Annotated in this window: 27 protein-coding genes; 17 read left to right on the forward strand and 10 right to left on the reverse strand. The window is 64.1% G+C overall.

Annotation, left to right across the window (positions count from 1 at the left end):
- Positions 1–2: 2 nt before the first annotated feature.
- The 4 genes from H146_RS0103425 to H146_RS0103440 are packed head-to-tail and all read right to left on the reverse strand — an operon-like array spanning position 3 to position 3054.
- A complete protein-coding gene (locus H146_RS0103425) occupies positions 3–1127 on the reverse strand; it encodes a pyridoxal phosphate-dependent aminotransferase (protein ID WP_019950451.1) in 1125 nt (374 codons plus the stop codon).
- Between the two features lie 10 nt (positions 1128–1137).
- On the reverse strand, positions 1138–1668 hold the full coding sequence (locus H146_RS18310) for a hypothetical protein (RefSeq protein WP_019950452.1): 531 nt from the start codon (positions 1666–1668) through the stop codon (positions 1138–1140).
- Complete coding sequence (locus H146_RS0103435; RefSeq protein ID WP_019950453.1) at positions 1644–2639, reverse strand: alpha/beta hydrolase; 996 nt, start codon at positions 2637–2639, stop codon at positions 1644–1646. The genes H146_RS18310 and H146_RS0103435 overlap by 25 nt, the downstream gene beginning before the upstream one ends.
- A gap of 31 nt (positions 2640–2670) precedes the next feature.
- Positions 2671–3054 carry a DUF423 domain-containing protein gene (locus H146_RS0103440; protein ID WP_019950454.1) on the reverse strand — a complete coding sequence of 128 codons (384 nt, stop codon included), beginning with the start codon at positions 3052–3054 and terminating at the stop codon, positions 2671–2673.
- Positions 3055–3233: 179 nt separating this feature from the next.
- On the opposite strand from H146_RS0103440, the gene H146_RS0103445 reads away from it, so the two are divergent.
- From H146_RS0103445 to H146_RS0103465, 5 genes are all read left to right on the forward strand, one after another.
- Complete coding sequence (locus H146_RS0103445; RefSeq protein WP_019950455.1) at positions 3234–4718, forward strand: alanine/glycine:cation symporter family protein; 1485 nt, start codon at positions 3234–3236, stop codon at positions 4716–4718.
- A gap of 103 nt (positions 4719–4821) precedes the next feature.
- The gene (gene thiS, locus H146_RS0103450; protein WP_019950456.1) at positions 4822–5022 is read left to right on the forward strand and encodes a sulfur carrier protein ThiS; all 201 of its coding nucleotides are present in this window, start codon (positions 4822–4824) and stop codon (positions 5020–5022) included.
- A gap of 80 nt (positions 5023–5102) precedes the next feature.
- Positions 5103–5921, forward strand: a complete 819-nt coding sequence (locus H146_RS0103455) for a thiazole synthase (RefSeq protein ID WP_019950457.1) — start codon at positions 5103–5105, stop codon at positions 5919–5921.
- A gap of 49 nt (positions 5922–5970) precedes the next feature.
- The gene (gene trmB / locus H146_RS0103460) at positions 5971–6690 is read left to right on the forward strand and encodes a tRNA (guanosine(46)-N7)-methyltransferase TrmB (protein WP_026351721.1); all 720 of its coding nucleotides are present in this window, start codon (positions 5971–5973) and stop codon (positions 6688–6690) included.
- A 246-nt stretch (positions 6691–6936) separates the two neighbouring features.
- On the forward strand, positions 6937–7446 hold the full coding sequence (locus H146_RS0103465) for a hypothetical protein (protein WP_019950459.1): 510 nt from the start codon (positions 6937–6939) through the stop codon (positions 7444–7446).
- Positions 7447–7804: 358 nt separating this feature from the next.
- Here H146_RS0103465 and bamJ read toward each other — a convergent pair whose 3' ends face one another.
- Entirely contained in the window at positions 7805–8836 is a 1032-nt protein-coding gene (bamJ, locus tag H146_RS20160; protein WP_019950460.1) for a BamJ family beta-barrel-assembly machinery protein, read from the reverse strand.
- A gap of 275 nt (positions 8837–9111) precedes the next feature.
- Here bamJ and H146_RS18325 point away from each other — a divergent pair, with 275 nt between their 5' ends.
- Positions 9112–10791 (forward strand): methyl-accepting chemotaxis protein, encoded by a 1680-nt coding sequence (locus H146_RS18325; protein ID WP_019950461.1) that lies wholly within the window; start codon positions 9112–9114, stop codon positions 10789–10791.
- Positions 10792–10833: 42 nt separating this feature from the next.
- Here the strand turns inward: H146_RS18325 and H146_RS18330 are convergent, their stop codons facing one another.
- Positions 10834–11316 (reverse strand): TIGR02444 family protein, encoded by a 483-nt coding sequence (locus H146_RS18330; protein ID WP_019950462.1) that lies wholly within the window; start codon positions 11314–11316, stop codon positions 10834–10836.
- Positions 11317–11341: 25 nt separating this feature from the next.
- Here H146_RS18330 and H146_RS0103485 point away from each other — a divergent pair, with 25 nt between their 5' ends.
- From H146_RS0103485 to H146_RS0103495, 3 genes are all read left to right on the forward strand, one after another.
- Entirely contained in the window at positions 11342–13270 is a 1929-nt protein-coding gene (locus H146_RS0103485; protein WP_019950463.1) for an ABC-F family ATP-binding cassette domain-containing protein, read from the forward strand.
- 184 nt (positions 13271–13454) lie between these two features.
- Positions 13455–13706 carry an AbrB/MazE/SpoVT family DNA-binding domain-containing protein gene (locus H146_RS0103490; RefSeq protein ID WP_019950464.1) on the forward strand — a complete coding sequence of 84 codons (252 nt, stop codon included), beginning with the start codon at positions 13455–13457 and terminating at the stop codon, positions 13704–13706.
- Positions 13706–14038: a type II toxin-antitoxin system PemK/MazF family toxin gene (locus H146_RS0103495; RefSeq protein WP_019950465.1), complete on the forward strand. Its 333-nt coding sequence runs from the start codon at positions 13706–13708 to the stop codon at positions 14036–14038. The genes H146_RS0103490 and H146_RS0103495 overlap by 1 nt, the downstream gene beginning before the upstream one ends.
- Before the next feature lie 34 nt (positions 14039–14072).
- On the opposite strand, the gene H146_RS0103500 is transcribed toward H146_RS0103495, so the two are convergent.
- From H146_RS0103500 to thiD, 4 genes are all read right to left on the reverse strand, one after another.
- Positions 14073–14474 carry a hypothetical protein gene (locus H146_RS0103500; RefSeq protein ID WP_019950466.1) on the reverse strand — a complete coding sequence of 134 codons (402 nt, stop codon included), beginning with the start codon at positions 14472–14474 and terminating at the stop codon, positions 14073–14075.
- Between the two features lie 185 nt (positions 14475–14659).
- The gene (gene dtd / locus H146_RS0103505) at positions 14660–15097 is read right to left on the reverse strand and encodes a D-aminoacyl-tRNA deacylase (RefSeq protein WP_019950467.1); all 438 of its coding nucleotides are present in this window, start codon (positions 15095–15097) and stop codon (positions 14660–14662) included.
- Positions 15098–15143: 46 nt separating this feature from the next.
- A complete protein-coding gene (locus tag H146_RS0103510) occupies positions 15144–15998 on the reverse strand; it encodes a universal stress protein (RefSeq protein WP_019950468.1) in 855 nt (284 codons plus the stop codon).
- 67 nt (positions 15999–16065) lie between these two features.
- Positions 16066–16869, reverse strand: coding sequence for a bifunctional hydroxymethylpyrimidine kinase/phosphomethylpyrimidine kinase (thiD, locus tag H146_RS0103515; RefSeq protein ID WP_019950469.1), 804 nt, complete (start codon positions 16867–16869; stop codon positions 16066–16068).
- 347 nt (positions 16870–17216) lie between these two features.
- Here thiD and H146_RS18335 point away from each other — a divergent pair, with 347 nt between their 5' ends.
- From H146_RS18335 to nuoI, 8 genes are all read left to right on the forward strand, one after another.
- A complete protein-coding gene (locus tag H146_RS18335; RefSeq protein WP_019950470.1) occupies positions 17217–17690 on the forward strand; it encodes an NADH-quinone oxidoreductase subunit A in 474 nt (157 codons plus the stop codon).
- Positions 17691–17783: 93 nt separating this feature from the next.
- Positions 17784–18461, forward strand: a complete 678-nt coding sequence (locus H146_RS0103525; RefSeq protein ID WP_019950471.1) for a NuoB/complex I 20 kDa subunit family protein — start codon at positions 17784–17786, stop codon at positions 18459–18461.
- Positions 18462–18518: 57 nt separating this feature from the next.
- Positions 18519–20288, forward strand: coding sequence for an NADH-quinone oxidoreductase subunit C/D (gene nuoC, locus H146_RS0103530; RefSeq protein WP_019950472.1), 1770 nt, complete (start codon positions 18519–18521; stop codon positions 20286–20288).
- A gap of 2 nt (positions 20289–20290) precedes the next feature.
- Positions 20291–20851, forward strand: a complete 561-nt coding sequence (gene nuoE, locus H146_RS0103535; protein ID WP_019950473.1) for an NADH-quinone oxidoreductase subunit NuoE — start codon at positions 20291–20293, stop codon at positions 20849–20851.
- Positions 20848–22185, forward strand: a complete 1338-nt coding sequence (gene nuoF, locus H146_RS0103540; protein ID WP_019950474.1) for an NADH-quinone oxidoreductase subunit NuoF — start codon at positions 20848–20850, stop codon at positions 22183–22185. The genes nuoE and nuoF overlap by 4 nt, the downstream gene beginning before the upstream one ends.
- A gap of 68 nt (positions 22186–22253) precedes the next feature.
- Positions 22254–24998, forward strand: coding sequence for an NADH-quinone oxidoreductase subunit NuoG (gene nuoG / locus H146_RS0103545; protein ID WP_019950475.1), 2745 nt, complete (start codon positions 22254–22256; stop codon positions 24996–24998).
- The gene (gene nuoH, locus H146_RS0103550; protein WP_019950476.1) at positions 24995–25972 is read left to right on the forward strand and encodes an NADH-quinone oxidoreductase subunit NuoH; all 978 of its coding nucleotides are present in this window, start codon (positions 24995–24997) and stop codon (positions 25970–25972) included. Before nuoG ends, nuoH begins: the two co-directional genes overlap by 4 nt.
- 32 nt (positions 25973–26004) lie before the next feature.
- Entirely contained in the window at positions 26005–26553 is a 549-nt protein-coding gene (gene nuoI / locus H146_RS0103555; RefSeq protein WP_019950477.1) for an NADH-quinone oxidoreductase subunit NuoI, read from the forward strand.
- Positions 26554–26555: the final 2 nt, after the last annotated feature.

Raw genomic sequence — 26555 nt, forward strand, 5'->3', positions numbered from 1 at the left:
GTTCAGCGCTCACCGAGCGTATTATCGCCCGCCCTGTCCTCCTCCAGCGCCTCCTCCAGCGCCCTGAGGCGTCCCGGCACCAGTGCCTCCTCGACCGCGGTGATGCGCAATACATCGTCCAGCTCGGAGTTCGCCGGGCGATGCACGATCACGCCGTCCGTCAACAGCGCCCGCTGCACCCGGGCGGCGCGCTCGGCGCTGCCCAGCGCCACCGTCACGAAGTTGGTGGCCGAGGGGTAGACCCGCCCGCCGGCCTCGCCGAGCTGCTGCGCCAGCCGTTCGCGGCGCTCGATGACGGCGCGCACGTGTTCGGCCATCTCGTCGTCGTGTTCGAGCACGATGCGCGCCGCCTCCAGCGCTACCGAGGAGACGGCGTAGTGAATACGCACTTTCTGCAGCAGGGCGATGTCGTCGGCGGGGGCGATGGCGTAGCCGACCCGCAGCCCGGCCAGCCCATACGCCTTGGAGAAGGTGCGCAGTCGCAGCACGCCGGGCAGCGGTTGTTGGCTGTCGCCGCTATCGGGGCGGAACTCGTGGTAGGCCTCGTCGAGCAGCAGCCGACAGTCGGCGGGCAGTTCTTGGCGCAGCTGTGCGATTGCCGCGTCATCGTGCAGGTGGCCACCGGGGTTGTCGGGGTTGGCGAGATAGACCAGCCGCGCGTGGTGCTGGTGGGCGGCGTCGCGCAGGGCGTCGAGATCGGGCGCCAACTGATGATTGTCGCGACGGTAGCCGATTTTGACCAGCCGGCAGCCGTGGCCTTCGGCGAAATAGCGGAAGGTGGGGTAGGTGCCGGCGCTGGTAATGACGGTGCTGCCGCTGTCGCAGAAGGCGCGCAGCGCCAGTGCGATAAGGCTGTCGGCGCCGGCATCGACGGTCAACTCGGCCATGTCGACGCCGAGCCGCGCGGCCAGCAGACGACGCAGTTCATGACTCTCGGCGTCGCCGTAGCGCCTTGCCAGGGCCGCCAGCGGCTCGCCGAGATGGGCGGCCAGCGCTCGATGCGGCATGTCGAGCCCCTCGTTGGAGCCCAACTGATGGGGCAGTGTGCGGCCAAGGCGCCGCTCCAGCGCCCTGTGGCCGGGGAAGGGGTTGTCGGGGCCGTCGCGGTGTAGATGGGAAGCGGTCATGGGCTCTCCGTCATGGGGAGGTGTCGGCGTTCGAGGGTGGCAGATCGCGGTGCTCCAGCACGCCCTCGAGCGTTCGCTGCCAGAAGGGCGTTGCGCTGCCGCCGCGATAGAGTGACAGCAGCAGCCGGTAGGGCTGTAGCTGCCGGTCTGTAAGCTGTAGCGCTTGCGAGGGCGCCCGCAGTGTTGAAGTGAGCAACCACTGATCGGCGGGCAGCTGCGCCAGGTCGTCGGGTCCAACGAAAGCGGGAATCAGTTGAGGGCCGTTGGGTAGAGCCAGCAGGGCGCGGGTCAGGGCATTATCCAGGCGTCGGGCGGCGTCGGCGCCGAACGCCGCGTCGGCTTCGAGCGGCGCCATTTGCAGGGTCATCGGCTGTTCGCTGCCGGCGCCCTCGATCACGGCCCGGGCGGCGCGGGCGCCCAACCGCTCCAGCGGCGGGCGCTGGCTGTCGCTGCTGCCGGACATGCCGGCGCAGCCGCTCAGCAACGCTGCCAGCAACATTATCGCGATCAGTGGCATCAGGGTGTGCGGGGAACGTCGCATGGCGAATCGATCTGCTCGTCAAGAAAGTGTTCCAGCGCGTCGAACAGCGGCTGACGAACCGCCGCCGCTTCGTTGACCAGATGGTGGCGCGCCTGAGGATGATAGACCACCTGCGCTGTCGGTAGCAGGCGAGTCAGCACCGGCAGGTTCCAGCGCCAGTCGACGGTAGCGTCCTGCTCGCCCTGCAGGATCAGTACCGGCAGCGAAGCGGGCGACAAATGACGCAACCGTGCCATCCAGCGGCGCATCGCACTCACCCAGGCCAGCGGCAGGGTGCGCGCCTGTAGCGGGTCGCGCCAGCGCAGGAAAGTGCTGAAGGCCTGGTCGGTGGTGTTGGACGAGTAGTAGCGCGGTATGTGATGCAAAAAGGGCGCGGTTGCGCCGTGAATGAGCCGCGAGCGCGGCCAGTGGCAGGGGCGCACCAGCGGCGCCAGCAGTACCAGCGACTGCCAGGGGGCGTCCTGCCGGCGCTCGAGGGCGTCGGTGGCCAGTATTGCTGCGCCGGTGCTCTGGCCGATACCGATCAGCGGTGCGGCCAGGAGCTGGCGGTCATCAAGAGTGCTCAGCAGGTCGCGCAGGCAGCCGACATAGGTGTCGAAACTGTCGATCGAGGCGCGCTCGCCGCTGGACAGCCCATGGCCGGGCAGGTCCCACAGCACGACGCGAAACCCCTGTAGCAGCAGCCGTTCGAGCAGGTGGCCGTAAAGGCCGAGATGGTCGAAGTAGCCATGTACCACCACCACGGTGCCGCGCGGAGGGCACTGCGGCGTCCACACCTGGACCCACAGGAGAAAGCCGCCGGCTTCGATGTGGCCGCTGTGAATCGCCCCGGCGTGGACCACATGAGCGTCCAGCCCGTAATGGCGAAAATACGCTCCCAGCGGCTCGCCGGGCGGCAGTTCGATACTCGCCAGGGCCTCGCCGTCGGCCAGCCTTGAAAAATCGGGGAGCGGTAGTGTCATGAGACTCATGCTAATCGCGCCGGGTAAAGGCGGCCAGCGCTCATTGAGCGCCTGGCCTGCGCAGTGCCATGACGGCCAGCGCCGCCCAGCCGGCGATCAGCGCCAGACCGCCCAGCGGCGTCACCGGTCCGAACAGCGCCGGCGCGCCCAGCGACAGCGCATAGATCGAGCCGCAAAAGGCCAGTGTGCCCAGCCCCCACAGCCACAGTACGGCGCGCTGGCCGGGCAGCGGCGTGCGTTCGCGCCATACCAGCACGACCATGGCGGCCAGCGTATGCCAGGCCTGGTAGCGCACCGCGGTATGCCAGCCATTGAGGCGCTCGGGGTCGAGGCGATCCGCCAGCGCATGAGCGCCAAGGGCGCCCATGATGACCAGCGTAATGCCCGACAGCGCGACCAAAAGCCAACCGTGACGTTGTGTCATGATGATGTAAACTTCCCTCCGCTGAACGATATTTGAATCGGCCTGGCAAAAGCGCCCGCCGATCCCGCTGGTGGATCAGGGGTTTGCGGCCAACGCGCCAGGGGCGTATCACACCGACGATAACAATGTTTCTCCCCGCCGCGGCCAGCATTGCCCGGCAGGGAGCAAGGAGGCGTCACATGGAGTGGCTGCAAGCGATTCAGGGCGCGGTCAATGCCGTTACCGATCCCATCAGCAATTTTATCTGGTCTTTCGTGCTGGTCTACCTGCTGCTCGGCGTGGGGCTGATCTTCACCATCATGACGAAGTTCATGCAGTTTCGTCTGCTGGGCCACATGGCGCGCATCACCGTGACCAGTCGCGGTAGTGGCGAGGGCGTCAGCGCCTTTCAGGCCTTTGCTACTTCACTGGCCGGCCGCGTGGGGACCGGCAATCTGGCCGGGGTGGCGCTGGCGCTGTGGATCGGCGGTCCCGGGGCCATCTTCTGGATGTGGATGACGGCGCTGGTAGGGCTGGCGACCGCCTTCGTCGAGTCGACCCTGGCGCAGGTCTACAAGTCGCGCCATGAGGACGGCGCCTTCCGCGGCGGACCGGCCTACTACATCGAACGTGCCCTCGGCCAGCGCTGGCTGGGCTGTGTGTTTGCCGTTTTTCTGATCATCGCCTTCGGGTTGGCCTTTGCCGGGGCCCAGGCCAATACCATTTCACAGGCGCTGGATAACGCCTTCAGCATTCCCGCCTGGCTGACCGGCGTCGTGCTGGTAATCCTGACGGCGCTGATTATTTACGGCGGGGTCAAGTCGGTGGCACGGGCGGCCGAGAAAATCGTGCCCTTCATGGCGATCGCCTACTTTCTGGTGGCGATCTATATCCTGGTGACCCATATCGGTGAAGTGCCGTCGATGCTGTCACTGATCGTGCAGAGTGCTTTCGGCTTTGGCCCGGCGGCGGGCGGCGCGGCCGGCTACGCCATCATGGTGGCGCTGGAAAACGGTGTGAAGCGCGGGCTCTTCTCCAACGAGGCCGGCATGGGCTCGGCGCCCAACGCTGCCGCCACCGCCACGGTCAAACATCCCGCGGCCCAGGGGCTGGTGCAGTCCTTCGGGGTGGTGTGCGATACGCTGATCATCTGCACCTGCACGGCGGTGGTGATTCTGCTCTCCGGGGTCTATCAGCAGTTGATGAGCAGCTCGCCGGGCGCCGATATCGTCGGCATTCAGCTCACTCAGGATGCCATGAGCGACCATCTGGGCACCTTCGGCAGCTGGTTCATCGCCCTGTCCATCCTGCTGTTCGCCTTCACCTCGATTCTGGCCGACTACGCCTACTCGTCGATCAACGCCGAATATCTTTTTCCGCGCCATGCCAGAGTGGCCGACCAGGTGGTACGCCTCGCGGTGCTGGCGATGGTGATGATCGGCTCGGTGGCATCGCTGAACTTTATCTGGCACTTTGCCGATCTCGCCATGGGGCTGATGGCGACCGTCAACCTGATCGCCATCGTACTGCTCTTCCCCATAGCTCAACGGGTGCTCGGGGACTATGAGCGCCAGCGCCGCGAAGGGACCCGTGAGCCGATCTTCAATCCGTCGATACTCAAACGTCCCGACCAGGTCGATAGTTCGGTATGGCCCGGGAAGGCGTCATCGCAGGATGCGTCGTGACGTTCGCCCGCGGTGGTAAGGCCACCGCGGGTGGTTCAACCTCTCCCGCTGCGTGACGTTATAATGCTCGTTTGATTGTCGAACCGGCTTTTGCGAGGCCGCCATGAAGCTTGTCATCAACGGCGAAACGCGCGCCCTGGAGCGTGTCAACACGATAAGCGAGCTGATCGATCGGCTGGGCCTGGGCGGCCGGCGCATTGCCGTGGAGCTCAATGACCATATCGTGCCGCGCACGCGCCATGCCGAGACGCCGCTGAGCGACGGCGACCGTATCGAGATCGTGCACGCCATCGGCGGCGGCTGATCCCGCTTATGGCCCTGCCGATACGCATCGTTCAGCCGAGCGCTGCCGATTCCGGTAGTGCATGAGAACAGGAGAGTGTCATGACGGGAAGTGCCACCGAGAGTACCCCGCGCTTTGACAAGCCGCTTGTCATTGCCGGTCGCAGTTTTACCTCGCGTTTGCTGGTGGGCACCGGCAAGTATCGCGACTTCGACGAGACCCGCGCTGCCACCGAGGCCAGCGCTGCCGAGATCGTCACGGTGGCGGTGCGCCGCTCCAACCTGGGGCAGAACCCCGATGAGCCCAATCTGCTCGATGTTATCTCACCCGAGCGCTACACCATTTTGCCCAACACCGCCGGCTGCTACAGCGCCCGCGATGCGGCGCGTACCTGCCAGCTCGCCCGCGAGCTGCTCGACGGCCATAATCTGGTCAAGCTGGAGGTGCTGGGCAATGCGCAGACGCTCTATCCCAATGTGGTGGAGACCCTCGCCGCGGCCCGCACGCTGATCGACGACGGCTTCGATGTGATGGTCTATACCAGCGACGATCCCATCGTCGCCGCCGAGCTGGCGTCGATGGGCTGCTGTGCGGTGATGCCGCTGGGCTCGCTGATCGGCTCCGGCCACGGCCTGCTCAATCCTCACGCGCTGTCGCTGATTATCGAAGCGGCGCAGGTACCGATTCTGGTCGACGCCGGCATCGGCACGCCCTCCGATGCCGCCACCGCGATGGAACTGGGCTGCGATGGGGTACTGATCAACTCGGCTATCGCCCATGCGCGTCAGCCGGCGCTGATGGCCCGCGCCATGCGCAAGGCGGTGGAGGCCGGGCGCGAGGCCTGGCTTGCCGAACGCATGCCACGCAAAACCTACGCTGCCAGTCCGTCGTCGCCTGCCGAGGGCATCATTGGCAGCTGATCTTCAGGACCTTGATGACCTTCAACACCCTCGATAGTGGCTCATTTTCATGAATCAGAACGCTTCGACGCCGTCAGACGTGACCCCTCCGCAGCGCGGCATCAAGAGCTATGTCGTACGCGGCGGTCGTATGACGCGCGCGCAGCAGCGCGGCCTCGACGAGGTGCTGCCGCGGCTGGGGCTGCGACTGGAGGAGGGCTGTCGCTCCCCCGAGGCGATTTTTGGCCGCCGCGCCCATAGCGTGCTGGAGATCGGTTTCGGCATGGGCGGTTCGCTGCTGGCCCAGGCGACTCATCACCCCGAGGTCGATTTCATCGGCATCGAGGTGCATCCGCCGGGAGTGGGCAAGCTGCTCGATGAGGCCGACAAGGCCGGTTTGACCAACCTGCGTGTTTTTCACGAAGATGCCCTGAAGGTCATGGACGAGGCCCTGCCGGCGGCTTCGATCGACACCCTGCAGCTGTTCTTTCCCGACCCCTGGCCCAAGAAGCGTCACCACAAGCGGCGGATCGTGCAGCCCGCCTTTATCGAGCGGGTATATCGGCTGCTGCGTCCCGGCGGGCAGTTCCACATGGCGACCGACTGGCAGCCCTACGCCGAACATATGCGCGAGGTGATGAGCGAGGCCCGTGGCTTTGAAAATCTCTCCGTGCAGGGTGACTATGTGCCGCGCCCCGATTTTCGTCCACAGACCCGGTTCGAAACCCGCGGCGAGCGGCTGGGACATGGCGTTTATGATCTGATCTATCGGCGGGTGCCGGAAGCTTGAAGCTTGCGCGGGACTGACGTCACGCGGGGCAGATAATGAAAAAAGCCGCCCGGGAGGGCGGCTAAAGGACCGTGACTAGCTTGATGAGGAGATGAACCACTCGACACCTGACATATCGAGTTGTTCATGTGGTGACTGGCGATCACCACGGTTTAAAGATAACGATTCTCATTTGGCTGGTCAAGGCAAATGAGAATATTTTTTAATTGCGCTGTTCTGAATGAGCGCATACAGCCGGGGAGGCCCATGACAACCGGACGACGTCGCCAGCAGCGCGGTCCCGTGCGAACGCTCAATGCTCTGGTGGTATTGACCCTGGTGACGGTGACCCTGGCGCTGGCCTATCTGGGCTACTACTACGTGGGGGCCGCCAATCAGCGTACGGCGACATGGTTTGCACCCGGATTGCTGTGTCGGCCGCTGCTGGCGCCCTGTGAAACCTTTTTGGGACGGTCGGGGCACATGAAGGCCACCTGGCGGCGAGCGATCGGGCGCGACGGTATCGAGGTGCGGGTGAACGTCAGCGGACTGGCGGTGCAAAGCGGTGTGCTGACGGTCTCTCATACTCTCGAAAATGATCGCGTGCGCAGTGCCGCGCTGACGCCTCTGGCTGACGGTAGCTATCGCGGCGAGGTGCCGCTGGCACGCTGCCGAGGAGAGAGCATGCCGCTACGAGGTCGAATAATGCTGAATACCGACAGAGGTCGATTGGGAAGCTGGTACGATTTTTCGCTGGCCTGCTCAGCGATGCGTTAAAGATTGGGCAGTGTAAATATAATTCTCTCAATTAATTATCCACAACGCTTTTATATTATCCGCTTGACATTACCACAAGGGCGCTTTTCAGCTGTCGCGGCAGTCGGTCCATCGCTCGTTTTATAAAAACGCTATAGAAACAGTGGGTTGGGCTTTAAGAGAGTATTATGAAGTAAGTGCCTGCTTGCGCCTGAAGGGGCGTGAATAGCGCTTTGCCATGTTTTTCCACAGCCCGCTGGAGGCGTGCCAAAAGCTTTCCCACAAAACTGTCCACAGGCTGGTGACGGCCTGGAGGCCGGCACAAATAAAGCCACCGGCGGTCTGCCGGTGGCTTTATCCGCGGGTGGTGTGGCCCGAATCAGCTGCCGCTGGCCTGACCGCTGGCGCCGCTCTGGCTGCTGCTCTGATCACTGCCGCTGGCCTGACCACTAGCGCCGCTCTGGCTGCCGCTGCCGCTGCCGCTTTGGCTGCCGCTGCCGCTGCCGCTGCCGCTTTGGCTGCCGCTGCCGCTTTGGCTGCCGCCGCCGCTTTGGCTGCCGTCGCTGGCCTGAGCGTTGTCGTCCAGCACGCCCAGCAGTTCGACGGTAAAGATCAGTGTCTGGTTGGGGCCGATGGGGCCGGTTCCTGCTTCACCATAGGCGAGATCGGAGGGAACAAAAATCTCCCATTCGGCGCCGGGGTGCATCATTTCCAGTGCTTCCTGCCAGCCCGGGATCACCTGACTGACGCGGAAGGTGACCGGCTCGCCGCGCTCGTAGGAGCTGTCGAATACCTCACCATCGATGGTGCGACCTTCGTAGTTGACCCTGACCCGATCATTGGCCGAAGGCGATGCCACGCTCTGATCGCCCTCTTCGACTATCCGGTACTGCAGCCCGGAATCGGTCGTCTGAACACCGTCGCGTGCGGCATTCTCTTCAAGGAAGTTCTGACCGGCAGTGGCGTTATCCTCGGCGGTCTGTTCCTGCTGCTGTTGCTGTTCGGCGATCATCTGCTGCTGATAGTTCTGCAGCACCTGGCTGATCTGTTGATCGTTGAGACGCATTTCGCCGTCGCCGTACACATCCTGTATTGCGCCGGTGAAGGCATTGACGTCGAGATCGGGCATATCCGTTTGCAGATTGCGCGCCAGCGTCACGCCCACGGCGTAGGCCAGCCGTGCCTGGTCGGATTCGAAGTCATCCTGCTGCGCCGTGTTACCACTATCGGCACTCTGCTGCTCGCTCTGAGCGTTGCTCTGCGACTGCTCGCTCTGCTGCGACTGCTCGCTCTGCTGCGACTGGCTGTTCTGCTCATTCGCACTGTTCTGGCTGTCGTCATCGGAGCCGCCGGAGCAGCCCGTCAGGATGATCAGGGTACTCAGCGTAACGGCGCTCAACACTTTGTTCATGAAAGCTCCTGGTTGCTTGATGGTCGGGTCACTTTGACAGCGTCAAAGTGAAAACGCTCACGGCATTTCGCTGTGAAAACCGGTGAGTCGGTGTCATCCCTGTCGGTTCGGCGGCATGGATGGCGTGAACCTGTAGCAGGCAGGGCGATGGCATGAACACAAACTGAAACATTAAGCCTGTTGAATAAAAGCCCGACGCCGCTCCGGTGCGCTCATCGCCGCCGACTGTGGGTGTTCGCCAACATCGTCCACCAAAGGGCTTGCAGGAGTTGTACATGAAGGGCCTTGCCGATATCTCCATACGCACCACCTGGATGGCAATTCTTGCCATTTTTACCCTGCTGGTTATGGGAGTGGGGGCGCTGGGCGTGTATGGCAACCATAGCAGCCGACAAAGTTTCGATATCTTCGATCGTATTCACGTCCAGCAGTCCAGCGCCCTCAACCGTGCCTATGTCGATATGCTGCGCGCTCGGGTGGAGATGAGCCGCGCCGCGCAGCTGATCGAACGCCCCTCCTTCGACCGCCCCGGTCCGGTGATCGACAGTGCCGAGGCGCTGATGGCCAGCGCCGCCGAGTCATTCGAGGAGTTTCGCGCGATCAATGCTCTGCCCGAGCAGCAGGAAGCCATCGAGGCGCTGTCGCGCAGTTTCCAGTCGCTTTTCAATACGGGATTACAGCTGCAGCTGACCTCACTGCGCGATGAGGACGTCGAAGGCTGGCGCGCTTTCCGCTCGCGGGTGAGCGAGATGAGCGAGACCTTCATGCAGAGTGCCGATCAGTTTTTCGTGACTTCGCGCGCTCAGGGCGAGGCCCTGACCGACCGCTCCAATGCGCTCAGCCGTGCCTTCGATATCGCGATTGGCGGTGCCATCCTGGCCTGTCTGCTGCTGGTCGGCTTTATGCTGTGGTGGGTGACGCGCTATTTGACCCGGCCCATTCACGGACTGCTCAGGCGCTTTCGCAGCATGGGCGATGGCGATCTCTCGACCCCCGTCGAGACACGCGGACGCAATGAAATCGGCCGGCTCTTCGAAGGCCTTGGCGAGCTGCGCCAGAGTCTTGCCGACACCGTGCTGCGCGTTCGCGGCAGCAGCGACAGCGTTGTCGCGCACGTCGACCGCATGTCCGCCGGCAACCGCGAGCTGGCCTTCGATACCGATCGGCAGTCGAGCGCGCTGGAGCAGACCTCGGCGAGCCTCGAGGAGCTGAGCCGTACGGTCAGCGCCAACGCCGATCATGCCCGGCGCGCCAGCGAACTGACCGACGACGCGAGCCACCAGGCGCAGCGCGGCGGCGATGTCATGCAGCGCATGACCGCCAATATGGGCGGTATCGAAAGCAGCAGCCGCCAGGTGGCGGAAGTGATCGGCATGATCGACCATATCGCCTTCCAGACCAATATTCTCGCCCTCAACGCCTCGGTCGAGGCGGCCCGGGCCGGTCAGCACGGTCGCGGCTTCTCGGTGGTGGCCAGTGAGGTGCGTTCGCTGGCCGAGCGCAGTGCCGGTGCCGCCGATGACGTTCGCAAGCTGATCGAAAGCTGCGATGCGCAGGTCGCCGAGGGAGTGCAACTGGTATCGCAGGCCGAGGCGAGCATGACCCATATCGCCACCTCGATCGGTGAGATCAACGTGTTCATGAGCGATATCGCCTCGGCCTCCGGCGAGCAGCGCGAGGGCATCGACCAGGTCGGTACGGCGATGGGCGAGATGGCGCAGGTCACCACACACAATCGTGAGCGCGCCCGCGAGGCGAGCGACGTGGCCGAGTGGCTCAGTACCGAGGCGCAGCGCCTGCGCGAAGGCGTGGCAAGCTTCACCATGGCCGAGGGCGATCGTCTCGAAGCGCCCGTGCAGCCCGCCCTCGACCGGCAGGGTAACGATGTGTTTGTCGAAGAGGATGAGTGGCGGGACACCGAGCCGTCGCCGCGCGAGTTGGCGATGCCGTCCTGAAACCTATACCGCTGCTTTGGCGCTACGTTTGTGACTGCTGAGTCAGAGCGCCGTGGCGCGGGCGATCAGAGTATCGAGCGCCTGGCGCGGCGCGTTGTCTGTCAGGCCGTAGTGGTGTCGCACGATGTCGAACGCCGCGCCCGCCACCGGCGCGCCGGCCAGCGCCTGCAGCATCGTCAGCGCCTGTTTTTCGCTTTCCAGCTCGGCCCGTTTGAGATGCTCGCGCAGCGGTTCAAGCTGCGGATTGTCGGCGGCCAGCGGCTTCAGCCGACGGCGCCGGTCGCGAAGGGGCGCGGTCATCTGCTGCTGCCAGCGTCGCACCTCATCGAGCGCCGACTGCGCTGCGGCCGCCGGTTGCAGACCGCCATGGGCCAGCCAGCAGCGCCACAGCAGTTCGCAAACGTCGATGCCGGCATCGTCCTGCAGCCGCAGACAGGCCGCTGCTACTCCCTCGGCGGCGTAAAGATCGAGCGCAAAGCGCCAAAGATCGGCGCTGTATCGGTTACAATGCTCGGCATTTGTCATGGTGCCTCCGGGGGTAGAGAAAGGCATGATTGCACTGCGCCAACTTGCGCTGCAACGCGGCGGCGCGCCGCTGATCGAGTCCGCCGATTTTACGCTGTCGATGGGTCATCACGCCGGCATCGTGGGCGCCAACGGCGCCGGCAAGTCGAGCCTGTTCGAACTGATTCTGGGCCATATTACGCCGGACAGCGGCGAGGTAGCGCTCAACGGCGGCGTGCGCATCGCCCACATGGATCAGGAGATCACCGCGCTGTCGCAGGGCATCACCGACTTCGTGCTCGATGGTGACCATCAGCTGCGCGATACCGAAGCGGCGCTGGCGCGTGCCCATGAGGCCGGCGAGCACCACCGCGAGGCGGAGCTGCATGGCGCCATCGAGGCGCTCGATGGCTACAGCGCCCGGGCTCGCGCCGAACAGCTGCTGGTGGGGCTGGGCTTTGCCCAGGGCGATCTCGACGTCCCGCTGTCGGCTTTCTCCGGCGGCTGGCGAATGCGCGCCAGCCTCGCGCGCACGCTGTTCAAGCCCTCCGATCTGATGCTGCTCGACGAGCCCACCAACCACCTCGATCTGGATGCCCTGATCTGGCTCGAGCAGTGGCTGGTGCGCTACCCGGGCACGCTGCTGCTGATCTCGCATGATCGCGATTTTCTCGATGCGGTGTGCGATCACGTGGTGCACTTCGATCAGCGCCAGGTGGTGCTCTACCGCGGTAACTTCACCACCTTCGAGCGCACCCGTGCCGAGCGGCTGGCCCAGCGTGAGGCCGAGCGCGAGAAGCAGGAGGCGCGGCGCGCCGAGATTCAGTCATTCGTCGACCGTTTCCGGGCCAAGGCGACCAAGGCCAAACAGGCCCAGAGCCGGCTGAAAATGCTCGAGCGCATGGAGGAGATCGCGCCGCTGCGCGCCGAGTCACCGTTTCGTTTCGCACTGCCCTGCGCGGAGAAGATCTCCCATCCGCTGCTGGCACTCGAACGCGCCGACATCGGTCACGGTGGTACGCCACTTTTGCAGGGCGTGCGTCTGTCGCTGGCGCCGGGCAGTCGCATTGGCCTGCTGGGCCCCAACGGCGCCGGCAAGTCGACCCTGATCAAGGCGCTGACCGGCGCGCTGCCACTGCTGGCGGGCAGTCGCACCGAGGGCGAGCACCTGGCGGTGGGCTATTTCGCCCAGCATCAGCTCGATGCGCTGGATCTCGACGCCAGTCCGTTTACGCACGTGCAGCGCCTCTCGCCGCAGGCCGCCGATCAGCGCATACGCGACTTTCTGGGCGGTTTCGGTTTTCGCGGTGATGATGCCTTCGAGGTGATCGCGCGTTTCTCCGGTGGCGAGAAGGCGCGTCTGGCGCTGGCGTTGATCGCCTGGCAAAAGCCCAACCTGCTGCTGCTCGACGAGCCCACCAACCACCTCGATCTGGATATGCGCGACGCCCTCAGCGAGGCGCTGGGCAACTTCGAGGGGGCTGTGATGATCGTCTCTCACGACCGCCATCTGCTCCGTTCGAGCGTCGACGAGTTCTGGTGCGTGGCCGACGGCCGGGTGTCCCCCTTCGACGGCACCCTCGATGACTACCGTGCCTGGTTGAAAAACCGCCAGCAGGCTGGGCGGCGCGAGTCCGAAGGCGATCAGAAGGCGTCAGCCGCCGCGGCCGGTGGCGACAGCCAGCGCGACCGTCGCGCCGAACGCCGCGCCGCCGCCGAACTGCGCGAGCAGCTCAAGCCGCTGAAAAAACGCCGCGATGCCGCCGAAAAGGCGCTGGAGAAAACCCAGCAAACGCTCGCTGACGTCGAGCAGCAGCTCGGTGACGCCGAGCTCTACGACGATGCCCACAAGGAGAGGTTGACCGAACTGCTGCGCCGTCAGGGTGAATTGAAGGCACAGCAGGCGCAGCAGGAGCAGGCGTGGATGGAGGCCGAGGAGGCGCTGGAGGAGATGGAAGCGCAGCTTGCCGGCTGAGCGGCATGGAAGGCCGGCGCCCGCCGCTTTCCCGACCGGATGCGCGCGCCGGTTGTAGAGAGGCGTCGTAGCCCGCTGCGGGTCACCCGAGGGGCTGCGCCACCCATGTTGGTAGTTGTCGCAACAGGGGTGGCAAGTTATATTGAAGTATAACTTTTAGTTTCAGTGGCCCTGGAGGCATGCCATGAGTATGACCAGACTTCGCCGCGTCGGCGGCTCCGTGATGCTTTCAGTGTCGCCCGCATTGCTTCGACAGATGAATCTCGACGCGGGTGGCAGCGTCGAGATGACGGTTGATCAGGGGCGCCTGATCGTCGAGCCGGCCCGACCGAGATATAGTCTCGAAGAACTGCTGGCTGAGTGCGGCGCCAGCGCGCGCGCTGACGACGAACAGCAGTGGCTGGACGATCAACCTGTCGGTCGCGAGGAGCTCTGATGCGTCGTGGTGACATCTACCTGGTGTCGCTGGATCCGACCCATGGGCACGAACAGCGTGGCAGGCGACCGGTGTTGATCGTGTCGCCCGAAGCCTTTAATAGCGCCATGAACACGGCGCTGGTCATGCCGATCACGACCGGCGGTGGTTTTGCTCGCTCGCGAGGCTTTGCTGTTTCACTTGAAGCGGCAGCAACCCGCACCCGGGGCTTCGTGCTGTGCAGTCAGCTCAGAACGCTGGATATCGCTGCGCGCCAGGGACAGTACCTGGAACGGATCCCCGAGGACGTCATGGATGACGTCCTCGCCAGGCTGTCCACCCTCATCACCTGATATCGGGCGTCTCCATTTGTCCTGCTGGCGGCCCCTACATGCGCCCCACGTCCGGCCGTGAGCGCAGGGCAAAGCCGGCGCGTTGCACGGTGCGACCGTTTTCGCGAAACAGGCGTTGCATCAACGGGGCGGTGCTGTCGTCCGCTTGCGCTGCGTCGTGCTCCATGCCGAAGTGGCGCAGTGTGGCCAGCAGCCGCAGCTCATCGCGGGAAACACAGGGTGAGTTGGGGCCCAGCAGCTCGAATTCGGGCTTGTCGGCGTAGGCCCGGCGAATCATCAGAAGCAGCGAGCAGCGCTCGGCCATGCTGATCTCGAGCCGTTCGTTGCTCAGCGAAGCAGCGTCGCTGTGCTGCTGACCCAGCACGCGCAGAGCACGCATCAGGCGCTGCTCGGAGCGCGAGCAGTGATGGCGGATAAAGAGAACGCGGTCGTTCATGGCTCACCCTCTCGTTAGCGGCAAAGCTGGCTTCAGCCCGATTTTTTATACCCCGGGGGCATAGTTTAACTCGGGTTGATTCGGGCGTTGATTAAAGGATATCGAGCGATTCGGGTCAAGCGCGCCGTCCTTGTCGAGTGCCAGCTTCGCGTCTTGTTGCCATAACGTTCGCAGGTGGGGTGGCGTCAGCTTTCGAGCATGAAGGTCACCGGTCCGTCGTTGACCAGCGACACCTGCATATCCGCGCCGAAGCGACCGGTTGCCACTGGCGCGTGGGCGTCGTGCGCCGCCGCCACCAGATAATCGAACAGTTCACGACCGAGCTGCGGCGGCGCGGCGCTGGAAAAGCCGGGGCGCATGCCCTTGCGGGTATCGGCCACCAGGGTGAACTGCGACACCAGCAGCAGGCCGCCGCCGCTGTCGCCAAGGCCGAGGTTCATACGCCCCTCGGTATCGGCGAAGATGCGGTACCCCAGCAGCTTGCGCAGCAGTTTGTCAGCGCGCTCGCGGCTGTCGTCACGTTCGACGCCGATCAGGGCCAGCAGGCCGGCGTCGATAGCGCCAACGCACTCTCCTTCAACAGCGACGCTGGCACGGCTGACGCGTTGTATCAGGGCGCGCACAAATCCTCCCGGGCAGCTTTCCGGTCGAGTCGATTGCAAGCGAGCATCACCAGGTGCGACACAGCATCAGATCGCCACGCACGTCGCTCAATAGCCGCTCCAGCAGGCTCTCGGTGGTACGACCGATACCCACCCGAATGTGACTGCCCAGTGCCAGCAGGTCGGGTGGCTGCTGGCGCAGTCGGCTGAGCAGTACCTCGCCGGGGTCGCCCTGCTGCAGCACCAGTTCAAGATCCGGATGGGCGCCCAGCTCACTCATCAGCCGCTCGGTTTCGCGCTCGAGCTGTTGGCGCAGTCGCTGACGCTCACCGTCACGCCAGCGTCGGTAGTCGGTACCTTCGGCCAGTTCCTGAGCGACCGGCATATCCCAGGCATGCAGCAGCGTCAGACGGACATGGGGAAAGCGGGTGAGCACTTCCTTGAGAGTGTGGCGCGAGGCGAGCGAGAAGTCGACCGGCACCAGAACGTCCTGCCAGTCCGGTTCACCATCGTGAGGAACGCTGACCACCGGACAGGGGGCACGGCGCATGACCCGCGACAGTGTCGTGCCGCCGATCAGATCCGGCTGGCCCAGCTTGCGGTGCGTGCCCATCAGGATCATCGAGGCGCTGCGCTCGTAGGCCTCGCGAATAATTTCGGCATAGGGCACGCCGCTGACCACGTGAATCTCGGTCTCGGGGCGTTCGAGTTCGTGATGATGGCAGGCCTGCTCGAGCTGTTGATCGATGCTGTCGCGCACCGCGTGTACCAACTGCGGCAGAATGCTCTCCGGTAGCCAGGGGTCGACGACGTACAGAATATCCAGCTGTACGGCGTCATGCTGGGTCAGGTGCAGTGCCCTGACGAGGGCGGCGTGACATTCTCCGGAAAGATCGGTGGCCAGAAGCAGCGTCGAGGTCATGTCGAAGTCTCTGGGCGATGAAGTTTGAGGGCCTGAGTCAAAGCATAGTGGCTGGACTACCCGGCGGCTACCACCAGCGGAAAAAGTGATGCGCCGGCCCCTGACCGTGGCCCACCTTCAGGCTGTCGGCCCTCTTCAGGGCGCCGCTCATGTACGCCTTTGCCTCGCGCATGGCAGTCAGCGGCGAATCGCTGACCGGCAGCAGGGCGGCAATCGCCGAGGAGAGGGTGCAGCCCGAACCGTGCAGCGAGCGCGTGTCGATACGCGGCGCTTCGAGCCACTGCTGCTGGTTCGGCATGATGACCAGATCGTCGCTATGGGCGCCGCTCAGATAGCCGCCCTTGAGCACTACCATGGTCGCGCCCAGGGTGGACAGGCCGGACGCCAGTGCCTGCATGGCGGCGCGGTCGGCGGGCACTGGCCGGTCCAGCAGCATGGCGGCTTCCGGCAGGTTGGGGGTGATGATATCGGCGACCGGGATTAGAATGTCGCGCACGGCATGAAAACCGTCGTCGTCGACCAGTCGATCGCCGCTCTTGGCGACCATGACCGGGTCAAGTACCACGTGCTTTGGCCGATAGCGTTCCAGGTATTCGCGGACAAGACGCGCCGTGGCGGAGTCCGCCACCATGCCGATCTTGACGCTGTCGGGTGCAATGTCCTCGAACACGGCGTCGAGCTGGGCACGCAGGATACTGTGCGGGAGCGGCATAATGTCGCGCACCCCGCAGGTGTTCTGGGCCACCACGGCGGTCACCACGCTGGTGGCGAAGGCGCCCAGCGCACTGGCTGTCTTGATGTCTGCAGATTGCCCGGCGCCACCGCTGGGATCCGTACCGGCAATAGACAGAAAACGCGCGGGTGCAGGCATATCATTATCCGAAGGTCGGGGGTGCAGGAGCACGGGTAGTGCGTTTTGTAGCTTGACTACATATTATCTTGCCCCATCATTGGGCATATAGCAGAAGCTGCCGGACAGTGAAGCAGCTCGATAACATCCTGGCGAACTCCGCTGGCGACTGCCAGGATTTGAAGGTGACTAATGCATTCGTGGCAGCGACCTTCAGGTTTTTGAAAGCGCCTGATCGTTACCCTGCGCTCTGCTCGCAACAGGGTGTATCATTTTGGGCTGTTATCAACCGCCTGACCTGACAGGGAAAGCGTACGAAATACAGGGTGGCGCAATGACCGTTGCCCGATAATGATGAGCGAGAACTCATGAATCTGGCAGAGCAGCTGGCTCAGAACTGGGCCGTTGGCGTTTTCATCGTGGCATCACTGGGGCTTTGCACCTTCATGGTGGTGGCCTCCTCGCTACTTGGCGGTCGCGCCTGGGGGCATCGCAAGGATACCCCCTACGAGTCCGGTATCGTCCCTGTGGGCAGTGCGCAGCAGCGCTTCTCGGTCAAGTTCTATATGGTGGCGATGCTGTTCGTCATCTTCGATGTCGAAGCGCTTTATCTGTTCGGCTGGGCTGTGGCGATACGCGAAACCGGCTGGGCGGGTTTTATCGGCGCCACCATCTTTATTCTCATTCTGCTTGCCGGTCTCGTTTATGACAGTCGCGTCGGCGCCCTCGACTGGGTGCCGCGTCGACGCCGTCAGCCGGAACGTATCCACCAGCCTGCTCTGCGCGACGATGATCGGAGCGGGCAGCCCGGTGCCGGGGAGGCCACAGAGCGCGTCGGCTGATACTGCGCCTCGGATGGGTGCCCGTTATGGCGGGCATCAGCAGGATTCTGGCCGGTCAAGCCGGCCCCGGATGTCTTTTCAGGAGGACCGTTGATGTCCTGGAAGCTTACTCGCATCGATCCACAAACCCCTACCGATGTGCCCTATCCGGTCGGTGAGCGGCGCGTGGTCGATGAACCCATGAACGAGCAGGTGCACCGCAGCGTCTTCACCGGCAGGCTCGAAAATATCATGCACAGCATGGTCAACTGGGGTCGCAAGAACTCCATCTGGCCCTACAACTTCGGCCTCTCCTGCTGCTATGTGGAGATGACCACCGCCTTTACCGCTCCCCATGATATCGCCCGTTTCGGCTCCGAGGTGCTACGCGCCTCGCCGCGCCAGGCCGACCTGATGGTGATTGCGGGCACCTGCTTTATCAAGATGGCGCCGGTCATTCAGCAGCTCTACGATCAGATGCTGGAGCCCAAATGGGTGATCTCGATGGGCTCCTGCGCCAACTCAGGCGGTATGTACGATATCTACTCGGTAGTCCAGGGCGTCGACAAGTTCCTGCCGGTCGATGTCTACGTGCCCGGCTGCCCGCCGCGTCCCGAGGCTTTTCTACAGGGGTTGCAGCTACTGCAGGACTCCATTCAGGAAGAGCGCCGGCCGCTGAGCTGGGTGGTGGGCGATCAGGGCGTTTATCGCGCCGAGATGCCCTCGCAGCGCGAAAAAAAGCGCGCCGAGCGTATTGCGGTAACCGAGCTGCGCTCCCCGGATGAGGTATAACCTTCTGATGACAGTTTTCGGCAGGCTCGTTCTGCAATCGGCCATGGATCAGCGCGCATGACGACCGAAACTTCACGATCGACCGATATCGCCCACGCCATTGTCGATGAGCTGATGGATCGCTTCGGCAGCGAGGTGTTGACGCAGCAGCCTACCCTGACCGACATGCCGGTACTCTGGGTCGCGCGTGAGCGACTCGTCGAGGTTATGCAGTTCGTGCAGCAGGTGGATAAGCCCTATGCGCTGCTCTATGACCTGCACGGTGTTGACGAACGCCTGCGTATGCACCGCCGTGGTTTGCCGCCTGCCGATTTCACCGTCTTCTATCAGCTGATGTCGCTGGAGCGTAACGTCGAGCTGATGATCAAGGTAGCGCTGCACGAGGATGACCTGCGCATCCCGACGCTGTGCAATGTCTATCTCAATGCCAACTGGTACGAGCGTGAAACCTTCGACATGTTCGGCATCGACTTCGTTGGTCATCCGCACCTGTCGCGCCTGTTGATGCCGCCCACCTGGAACGGCCACCCGCTGCGCAAGGACTATCCCGCGCGTGCCACCGAGTTCGACCCCTACACCCTGACCATGGAGGGGCAGGATCGCGAGCAGGCGGCGCTGCGCTTCGATCCCGAGTCCTGGGGAATGAAGCGTCAGTCGCGGGATACCGACTATATGTTCCTCAACCTCGGTCCCAACCACCCTTCGGCACACGGCGCCTTCCGTATCGCGCTGCAGCTCGACGGTGAGGAAGTGGTCGACTGCGTGCCGGATATCGGTTACCACCACCGCGGCGCCGAGAAGATGGCCGAGCGCCAGTCGTGGCACAGCTACATCCCCTACACCGACCGCATCGACTATACCGGCGGGGTGATGAACAACCTGCCCTATGTACTGGCGGTCGAGAAGCTGGCCGGTATCACGGTGCCCGAACGCGCCGAAACGATCCGGGTGATGATGGCGGAGATGTTCCGCATCAACTCCCACCTGCTGTTTCTGGGCACCTTTTTGCAGGATCTGGGGGCGATGTCGCCGGTGTTCTACACCTTCAGCGACCGCCAGCGCGCCTATCATGTCATCGAGGCGATCACCGGCTTTCGCATGCACCCGGCCTGGTTCCGCATCGGCGGCACGGCGCACGATCTGCCGCGCGGCTGGGAGCAGCTGGTGCGTGACTTCCTCGACTGGATGCCGCCGCGCCTCGACGAGTACGAGCGCGCCATGATGGATAACAGCCTGGTGCGCGAGCGTACCCGTCATATCGCCACCCACACCACCGCCGAGGCGCTCACCTGGGGGATCACCGGCCCCAACCTGCGCGCCACCGGACTCAAGTACGATCGCCGCAAGGCGCGCCCCTATTCGGGCTACGAGCGCTTCGATTTCGATATTCCGGTCGGCACCAACGGCGACGTCTTCGATCGCGGCATGCTGCGTATCGAGGAGATGCGTCAGAGCCTGCGCATCATCGAGCAGTGCCTGAAGCACATGCCCGACGGCGACTACAAGGCGGATCATCCGCTCACCACGCCGCCGCCCCGCGAGAAGATGCTGCAGCACATCGAGACCCTGATTACCCACTTCCTGCAGGTCTCCTGGGGGCCGGTGCTCAAGCCCAACGAATCATTCCAGATGATCGAGGCGACCAAGGGGCTCAACAGTTACTACCTGACCAGCGATGGCAACACCATGAGCTATCGCACCCGTATTCGCACGCCCAGCTTCGCGCATCTGCAGCAGATTCCGGCGGTCATCAACGGTGGCTTCGTCCCCGATCTGATCGCCCACCTGGGCAGTATCGACTTCGTGATGGCCGACGTGGACCGCTGACCATGGATATGAATACTCCCGCAACCGGTAATACCCGCGTCAGCAAGGCGAGTCAGAGCAACCTGATCGCCTCCAGCGACAACCGTATGCATGACTTCGTGCTCTCCGACGAGGAGCGTCACGAGATCGAGCACGAGATGACGCACTACGAAAATCCCCGCGCCGCTTCCATCGGTGCGCTCAAGACTGTGCAGCGCCGCCGCGGTTGGGTCAGCGACGGTGCGGTGATCGCCATCAGCGACGTGCTGGGCATTCCCGCCAGCGATGTCGAGGGAGTGGCAACCTTCTACAGCCTTATCTTCCGCCAGCCGGTGGGGCGCCATGTGGTGCTGGTATGCGACAGCAGTTCATGCCACCTGACCGGCCATGACGAACTGCGCGATGCCATCAGCGGCGAGCTGGGCATCGGCCCTGGCCAGACCACCGAGGACGACCGTTTCACCTTGCTGCCGGTCTGCTGCCTGGGCGCCTGCGATCGCGGGCCGGCACTGATGATCGACGACGACCTGCACGGCCCGGTCGAACCCAATGAAGTTGCGGCACTGCTGGAGCGCTACTCATGAGCAGCCATCTTTTTTCTACCAGCACCAACGGCGAGACGCATCCGCTGACCTATCGCCTGCGCGAGGATCGCGGCTACGTCGACCTCGACGAATTCGAGCAAAAGGACGGCTACGAGGCGCTGCGTACCACCCTGCGCGAGCTCTCGCCGGATGAGCTGATCGACAACATGAAGACCGCCAATCTGCGCGGTCGCGGCGGCGCCGGCTTCTCCGCCGGCGTCAAGTGGAGCCTGACGGCGCGTGGCGACGACCATCCGCGCGGCTATATCGCCTGCAATGCCGACGAGATGGAGCCGGGCACCTTCAAGGATCGCCTGCTGCTGGAGGAGACGCCCCATCTGCTGATCGAGGGCATGATCCTCGCCGGCTACGCCAACAATGCCTACAGGGGCTACATCTTTTTGCGCAGCGAGTACGTGCTGGCGGCGCAGCGCATCGAGCGGGCGCTGGCCGAGGCGCGCAAGGCGGGCATTCTCGGCAGCCGGGTGTGCGACAGCGACTTCGACTTCGACATCTTTCTGCACACCGGCGCCGGACGCTACATCTGTGGCGAGGAGACGGCGCTGATCAACTCCCTCGAGGGGCGACGCGCCAATCCGCGTTCCAAACCGCCCTTCCCGGGCCAGAGCGGCGCCTGGGGCAGGCCCACGGTAGTCAACAACGTCGAGACGCTGTGTAATGTGCCCGCTATCGCCCTGCGTGGCGGCGACTGGTATCAGTCGCTCTCCGGCGGACGCAGCGATGACGGTGGCACCAAGCTCTACGGCGTCTCCGGGCGGGTCAAACGGCCCGGGCTGGTGGAGATGCCGATGGGGACCACGGCCGGTGAGCTGTTGGAGCTGGCCGGTGGCATGCGCGATGGTCTAGAGCTCAAGACATGGCTGCCGGGCGGCGGCAGTACCGGCTTTCTGCTCCCCGAGCACCTCGACCTGGCGCTCGATTTCGACACTATCGGCGGCGCCGGAAGCCGGCTGGGCACCGGGCTGCTGGCAGTGGTGGCACACAATCAGAGCGTGGTGTCGCTGACCCGCAACCTGGAAGATTTTTTCGCCCGCGAGTCCTGCGGCTGGTGCACCCCCTGCCGCGATGGCCTGCCCTGGGCGGCGCGTATCCTGCACGCGCTGGAGAATGGCGAAGGCGAAGAGGGCGATATCGAGCTGCTCGAATCGCTGGCCAGCAACATCGGTCCCGGCAAGACCTTCTGCGCCCATGCGCCGGGCGCGGCAATGCCGCTGGAGACCGCGATCAAGCACTTCCGCCACGAATTCGAGGCGGGCATTCGCCACAGACAGCGTGAAGCGCACGCCGAGCCGATTCCGGTGGGATCGGTATAGCGCTGCGGCGCAGGCAGTTTCCAAGCGCCCGGCAGCGTTCGGGCCGTGACAGATGAAAGGCGAGCCTCATGGCAACGATTCATGTAGATGGCAACGATTACGAGGTCGACGGCAGCGATAACCTGCTGCACGCCTGCCTGTCGCTGGGCCTCGATATCCCCTACTTCTGCTGGCATCCGGCGCTGGGCAGCGTGGGGGCGTGCCGGCAGTGCGCCGTCAAGCAGTACAAGGATGCCGACGACGAGCGCGGCATGCTGGTGATGTCCTGCATGGCGCCGGTGAAGGACGATGCGTACATCTCTATCGACGACGAGGAGGCGAAGGCCTTTCGCGCCAGCGTCATCGAGTGGCTGATGACCAATCACCCGCACGACTGCCCGGTGTGCGAGGAGGGCGGCCACTGTCATCTGCAGGACATGACGGTGATGACCGGCCACGACCGCCGGCGCTATCGTTTCCGCAAGCGTACTCACAAAAATCAGTATCTTGGCCCCTTCATCGGCCACGAAATGAACCGCTGCATCACCTGCTACCGCTGCGTGCGCTTTTACAAGGACTATGCCGGCGGCGAGGACCTGGGGGCTTTTGGCGCGCACGAGAATATCTATTTCGGCCGCACCGTCGACGGCACGCTGGAGAACGAATTTTCCGGCAACCTCACCGAGGTATGTCCCACCGGCGTGTTCACCGACCGCACCCACTCGGAGCACTACACGCGCAAGTGGGACATGCAGTTCGCCCCCAGCATCTGCCACCAGTGCTCCAGCGGCTGTAATACCAGCCCGGGCGAGCGCTATGGCGAAGTACGTCGCATCGAGAACCGCTTTAACGGCGATGTGAACCACTACTTCCTGTGCGACCGCGGTCGCTTCGGCTACGGCTACGTCAATCGCGATGACCGCCCCACGCAGCCCACCTCGCGGCCAAATGACAACGCCGAACCCGAGCTGCTCGATGTCGACAGCGCACTGGATCGCAGCGCCGAGCGGCTTAATGCCAGCCGCCGAGTGATCGGCATCGGCTCGCCGCGGGCGAGTCTCGAGAGCAATCACCTGCTGCGCGAGCTGGTGGGAGCCGACAACTTCTCTACCGGCATTGCCGCACGCGAACTCGAGTGCCTCGAACTGATCCAGCAGCTACAGCGCGAAAACAGCTGGCACATTCCCTCGATGCGCGAGATCGAGGAGCACGACGCGGTGATCGTGCTGGGCGAGGACCTGATCCAGAGCGCTGCACGGGTGGCGCTGGCGGTGCGCCAGGCAGCCAATGGTCGCGGCGAGGAGATGGCCGAGGCCAACGGCATTCCGGCGTGGAACGCCAATGCCGTCAATACCCTGCGCCAGGAGCGCACCCGGCCGGTATTCATCGCCTCGTTGACCGAAACCCGCCTCGATGACATTGCTCGCGATAGTTGGCACGGTGCCCCTGAAGACATTGCCCGGCTGGGCTTTGCGCTGGCCCATAAGCTGGACGACAGCGCGCCGGCGGTCAGCGGTCTGGATGAGGCGACAACCGATCTGGTGACGGCGATCGCAGCGGCGCTCAAGGACGCCAAACGGCCGCTGATCATCTCCGGCACCAGTCTCGCCAGCACCGCGGTGCTGCAGGCTGCCGCCAACATCGCCCGCGCCCTGAGTGCCGGCGGCGTCACGCCTTCGCTGTCGCTGATAAGCGGCGAAGCCAACAGTACCGGCCTGACCATGCTGGGTGGTCACTCGCTGGAGTGGGCACTGGAGAGGATGCAGGCCGACAGTGAGCGCGCCGATGCCGCCGTGGTGCTGGAAAACGATCTCTATCAGCGTCTCGGCGCGAACGTCGTCGACCCGGCGCTGGCGGCGCTCGACACCCTGGTGGTGATCGATCATCAGCGCACGCCGACGCTGGAGCGTGCTCATCTGGCGCTGCCGGCGGCAACCTTCGCCGAGGGCGATGGCACCCTGGTAAGCCACGAGGGGCGGGCGCAGCGTTTCTTCCAGGTCTACGACCCGAGCTACTACCGTCCCAACGATCTGACCCACGAGAGTTGGCGCTGGCTGCACGCCCTGCACACCACCATGGAAAAACGCGGCATCGACTGGACGCAGCTCGATGACGTTACCGCCGACTGCGCCCGCGCGCATCCGGAGATGGCCGGCATCCGCGACGCCGCGCCCAGCGCCTCCTTTCGTATTCACGGCCAGAAGCTGGCGCGTTCGCCGCACCGCTACAGCGGCCGTACCGCCATGCGCGCCAACCTCAGCGTCAGCGAACCGCGTGCGCCGCAGGACGGCGATACGGCGTTCGCCTTCTCGATGGAAGGCTACAGCGGCTACAGCGAGCCGCGCTCGCAGGTGGCCTTCGCCTGGGCGCCGGGCTGGAACTCGCCGCAGGCGTGGAACAAGTTCCAGGACGAGGTGGGCGGTCACCTGCGTGCCGGCGACCCGGGCGTGCGGCTGTTCGACCAGCAGCGCGGCGAGGCGCGTGGCGATGGCTATTTCGACAGCGTGCCGGAGGCCTTCGCACCGCGTTCCGAGAGCTGGCAGGTAGTGCGCCTGCCGCAGCTGTTTGGCGGTGAGGAGATGTCGGCGCGTGCCGAGCCGATTCGCGAGCGCATGAGCGAGCCCTTCGTGGTGCTGAGCCAGGAAGACGCCGAACGCCTGGGTATCGCGGCCGGCGATGAGCTGTCGGTTCAGGCCGGGGGAAGGCAGCTCAGTCTGCCGCTGCGCATCAGTCGCGACATGCGCTCGGGTCTGCTTGGCGTACCGCTGCTGCCGGGTATTCCGCAGGGGCTGGCGGGTGAGTGGGCGAGCGTCAATGTGGAGGTGAGCGCATGAGCTGGCTGACCTCGGATGTGCTCGTTCTGACCGTCATCGCCGTTCTCAAGGCGATCGTGATTCTGCTGGGTGCGGTGATCTGCGGCGCCTTTCTGACCGTGGTCGAGCGCCGCCTGCTGGGACTGTGGCAGGACCGCTACGGCCCCAATCGGGTGGGGCCGTTCGGTGCGGGGCAGCTGATCGCCGACATGATCAAGATTTTTTTCAAGGAGGACTGGGTGCCCTCCTTCGGGGATCGCAAGCTGTTCGTGCTGGCGCCGGCAATCGCCTTCGCCTCGCTGCTGCTCTCCTTCATGATCATCCCCATTACCCCGGGCTGGGGCGTGGCGGATTTGAGTATCGGCATTCTGTTCTTTTTCGCCATGGCCGGTATCAACGTCTATGCGGTGCTGTTCGGCGGCTATGCCAGCGCCAACAAGTACGCCCTGATCGGCGCCATGCGTGCCTCTGCCCAGACGCTCTCCTATGAGGTGTTCATGGGTCTGTCGCTGATGGGCGTGGTGGCGATGACCGGCTCGTTCAACATGCGCGATATTGTCAACGCTCAGGAAGGCTTCTGGTTCATCATCCCGCAGTTTTTCGGCTTTGTGACCTTTCTGATCGCCGGCGTGGCGGTGACCCACCGGGCGCCCTTCGACCAGCCCGAGGCGGAGCAGGAGATCGCCGACGGTTACCACGTCGAGTACTCCAGCATGAAGTTCGGCATGTTCTTCATCGGCGAGTACGTGGGCATCGTGCTGGTGTCGGCGCTGATCGCCACGCTCTTTTTCGGCGGCTGGCACGGTCCGCTGTTGCCGCCGATCGTCTGGTTCGCGCTCAAGACCGGCTTTTTCGTCATGCTCTTCGTGCTCGCCCGCGCCGCACTGCCGCGACCGCGCTATGACCGGGTGATGCAGTTCGGCTGGAAGTTCTGTCTGCCGCTGACGCTGATCAATCTTCTGGTAACGGGCTTTTTCATTCTGCTCGGCGCCTGAGCGCCCTTTACCGATAACGACGAGGCAGAAACATGCTGCATTCGATCAAAAAGGTGGTGATGGGCACCGGTACCCAGCTGCGTACCGGCTGGATGGTGTTTCGTCACGCCTTTCACAAGCGTGAAACCGTCAACTATCCGGAGCAGATGCCCTATCTGCCACCGCGCTATCGCGGGCGCATCGTGCTTACCCGCGACCCCGACGGCGAGGAGCGCTGCGTGGCCTGCAACCTCTGTGCGGTGGCCTGTCCGGTCGCCTGCATTTCGCTGCAGAAGGGCGAGAAAGAGGACGGCCGCTGGTATCCCGAGTTCTTTCGCATCAACTTCTCGCGCTGCATTTTCTGCGGCCTGTGCGAAGAGGCCTGCCCCACCTCGGCAATTCAGCTGACGCCGGATTTCGAGCTGGGCGAGTACAACCGCCAGGAGCTGGTGTTCGAAAAACGTGACCTGCTGATCTCGGGACCCGGCAAGGATCACAACTACAACTTCTATCGAGTGGCGGGGCTGTCGATCTCCGGCAAGCCCAAGGGGGCCGCGCAGAACGAGGCCGAGCCTGTCGACGTCAAGACGCTGATGCCCTGACG

This window comes from Kushneria aurantia DSM 21353 (assembly GCF_000382245.1).
In the GTDB taxonomy this organism is placed as follows: Bacteria; Pseudomonadota; Gammaproteobacteria; order Pseudomonadales; family Halomonadaceae; genus Kushneria; species Kushneria aurantia.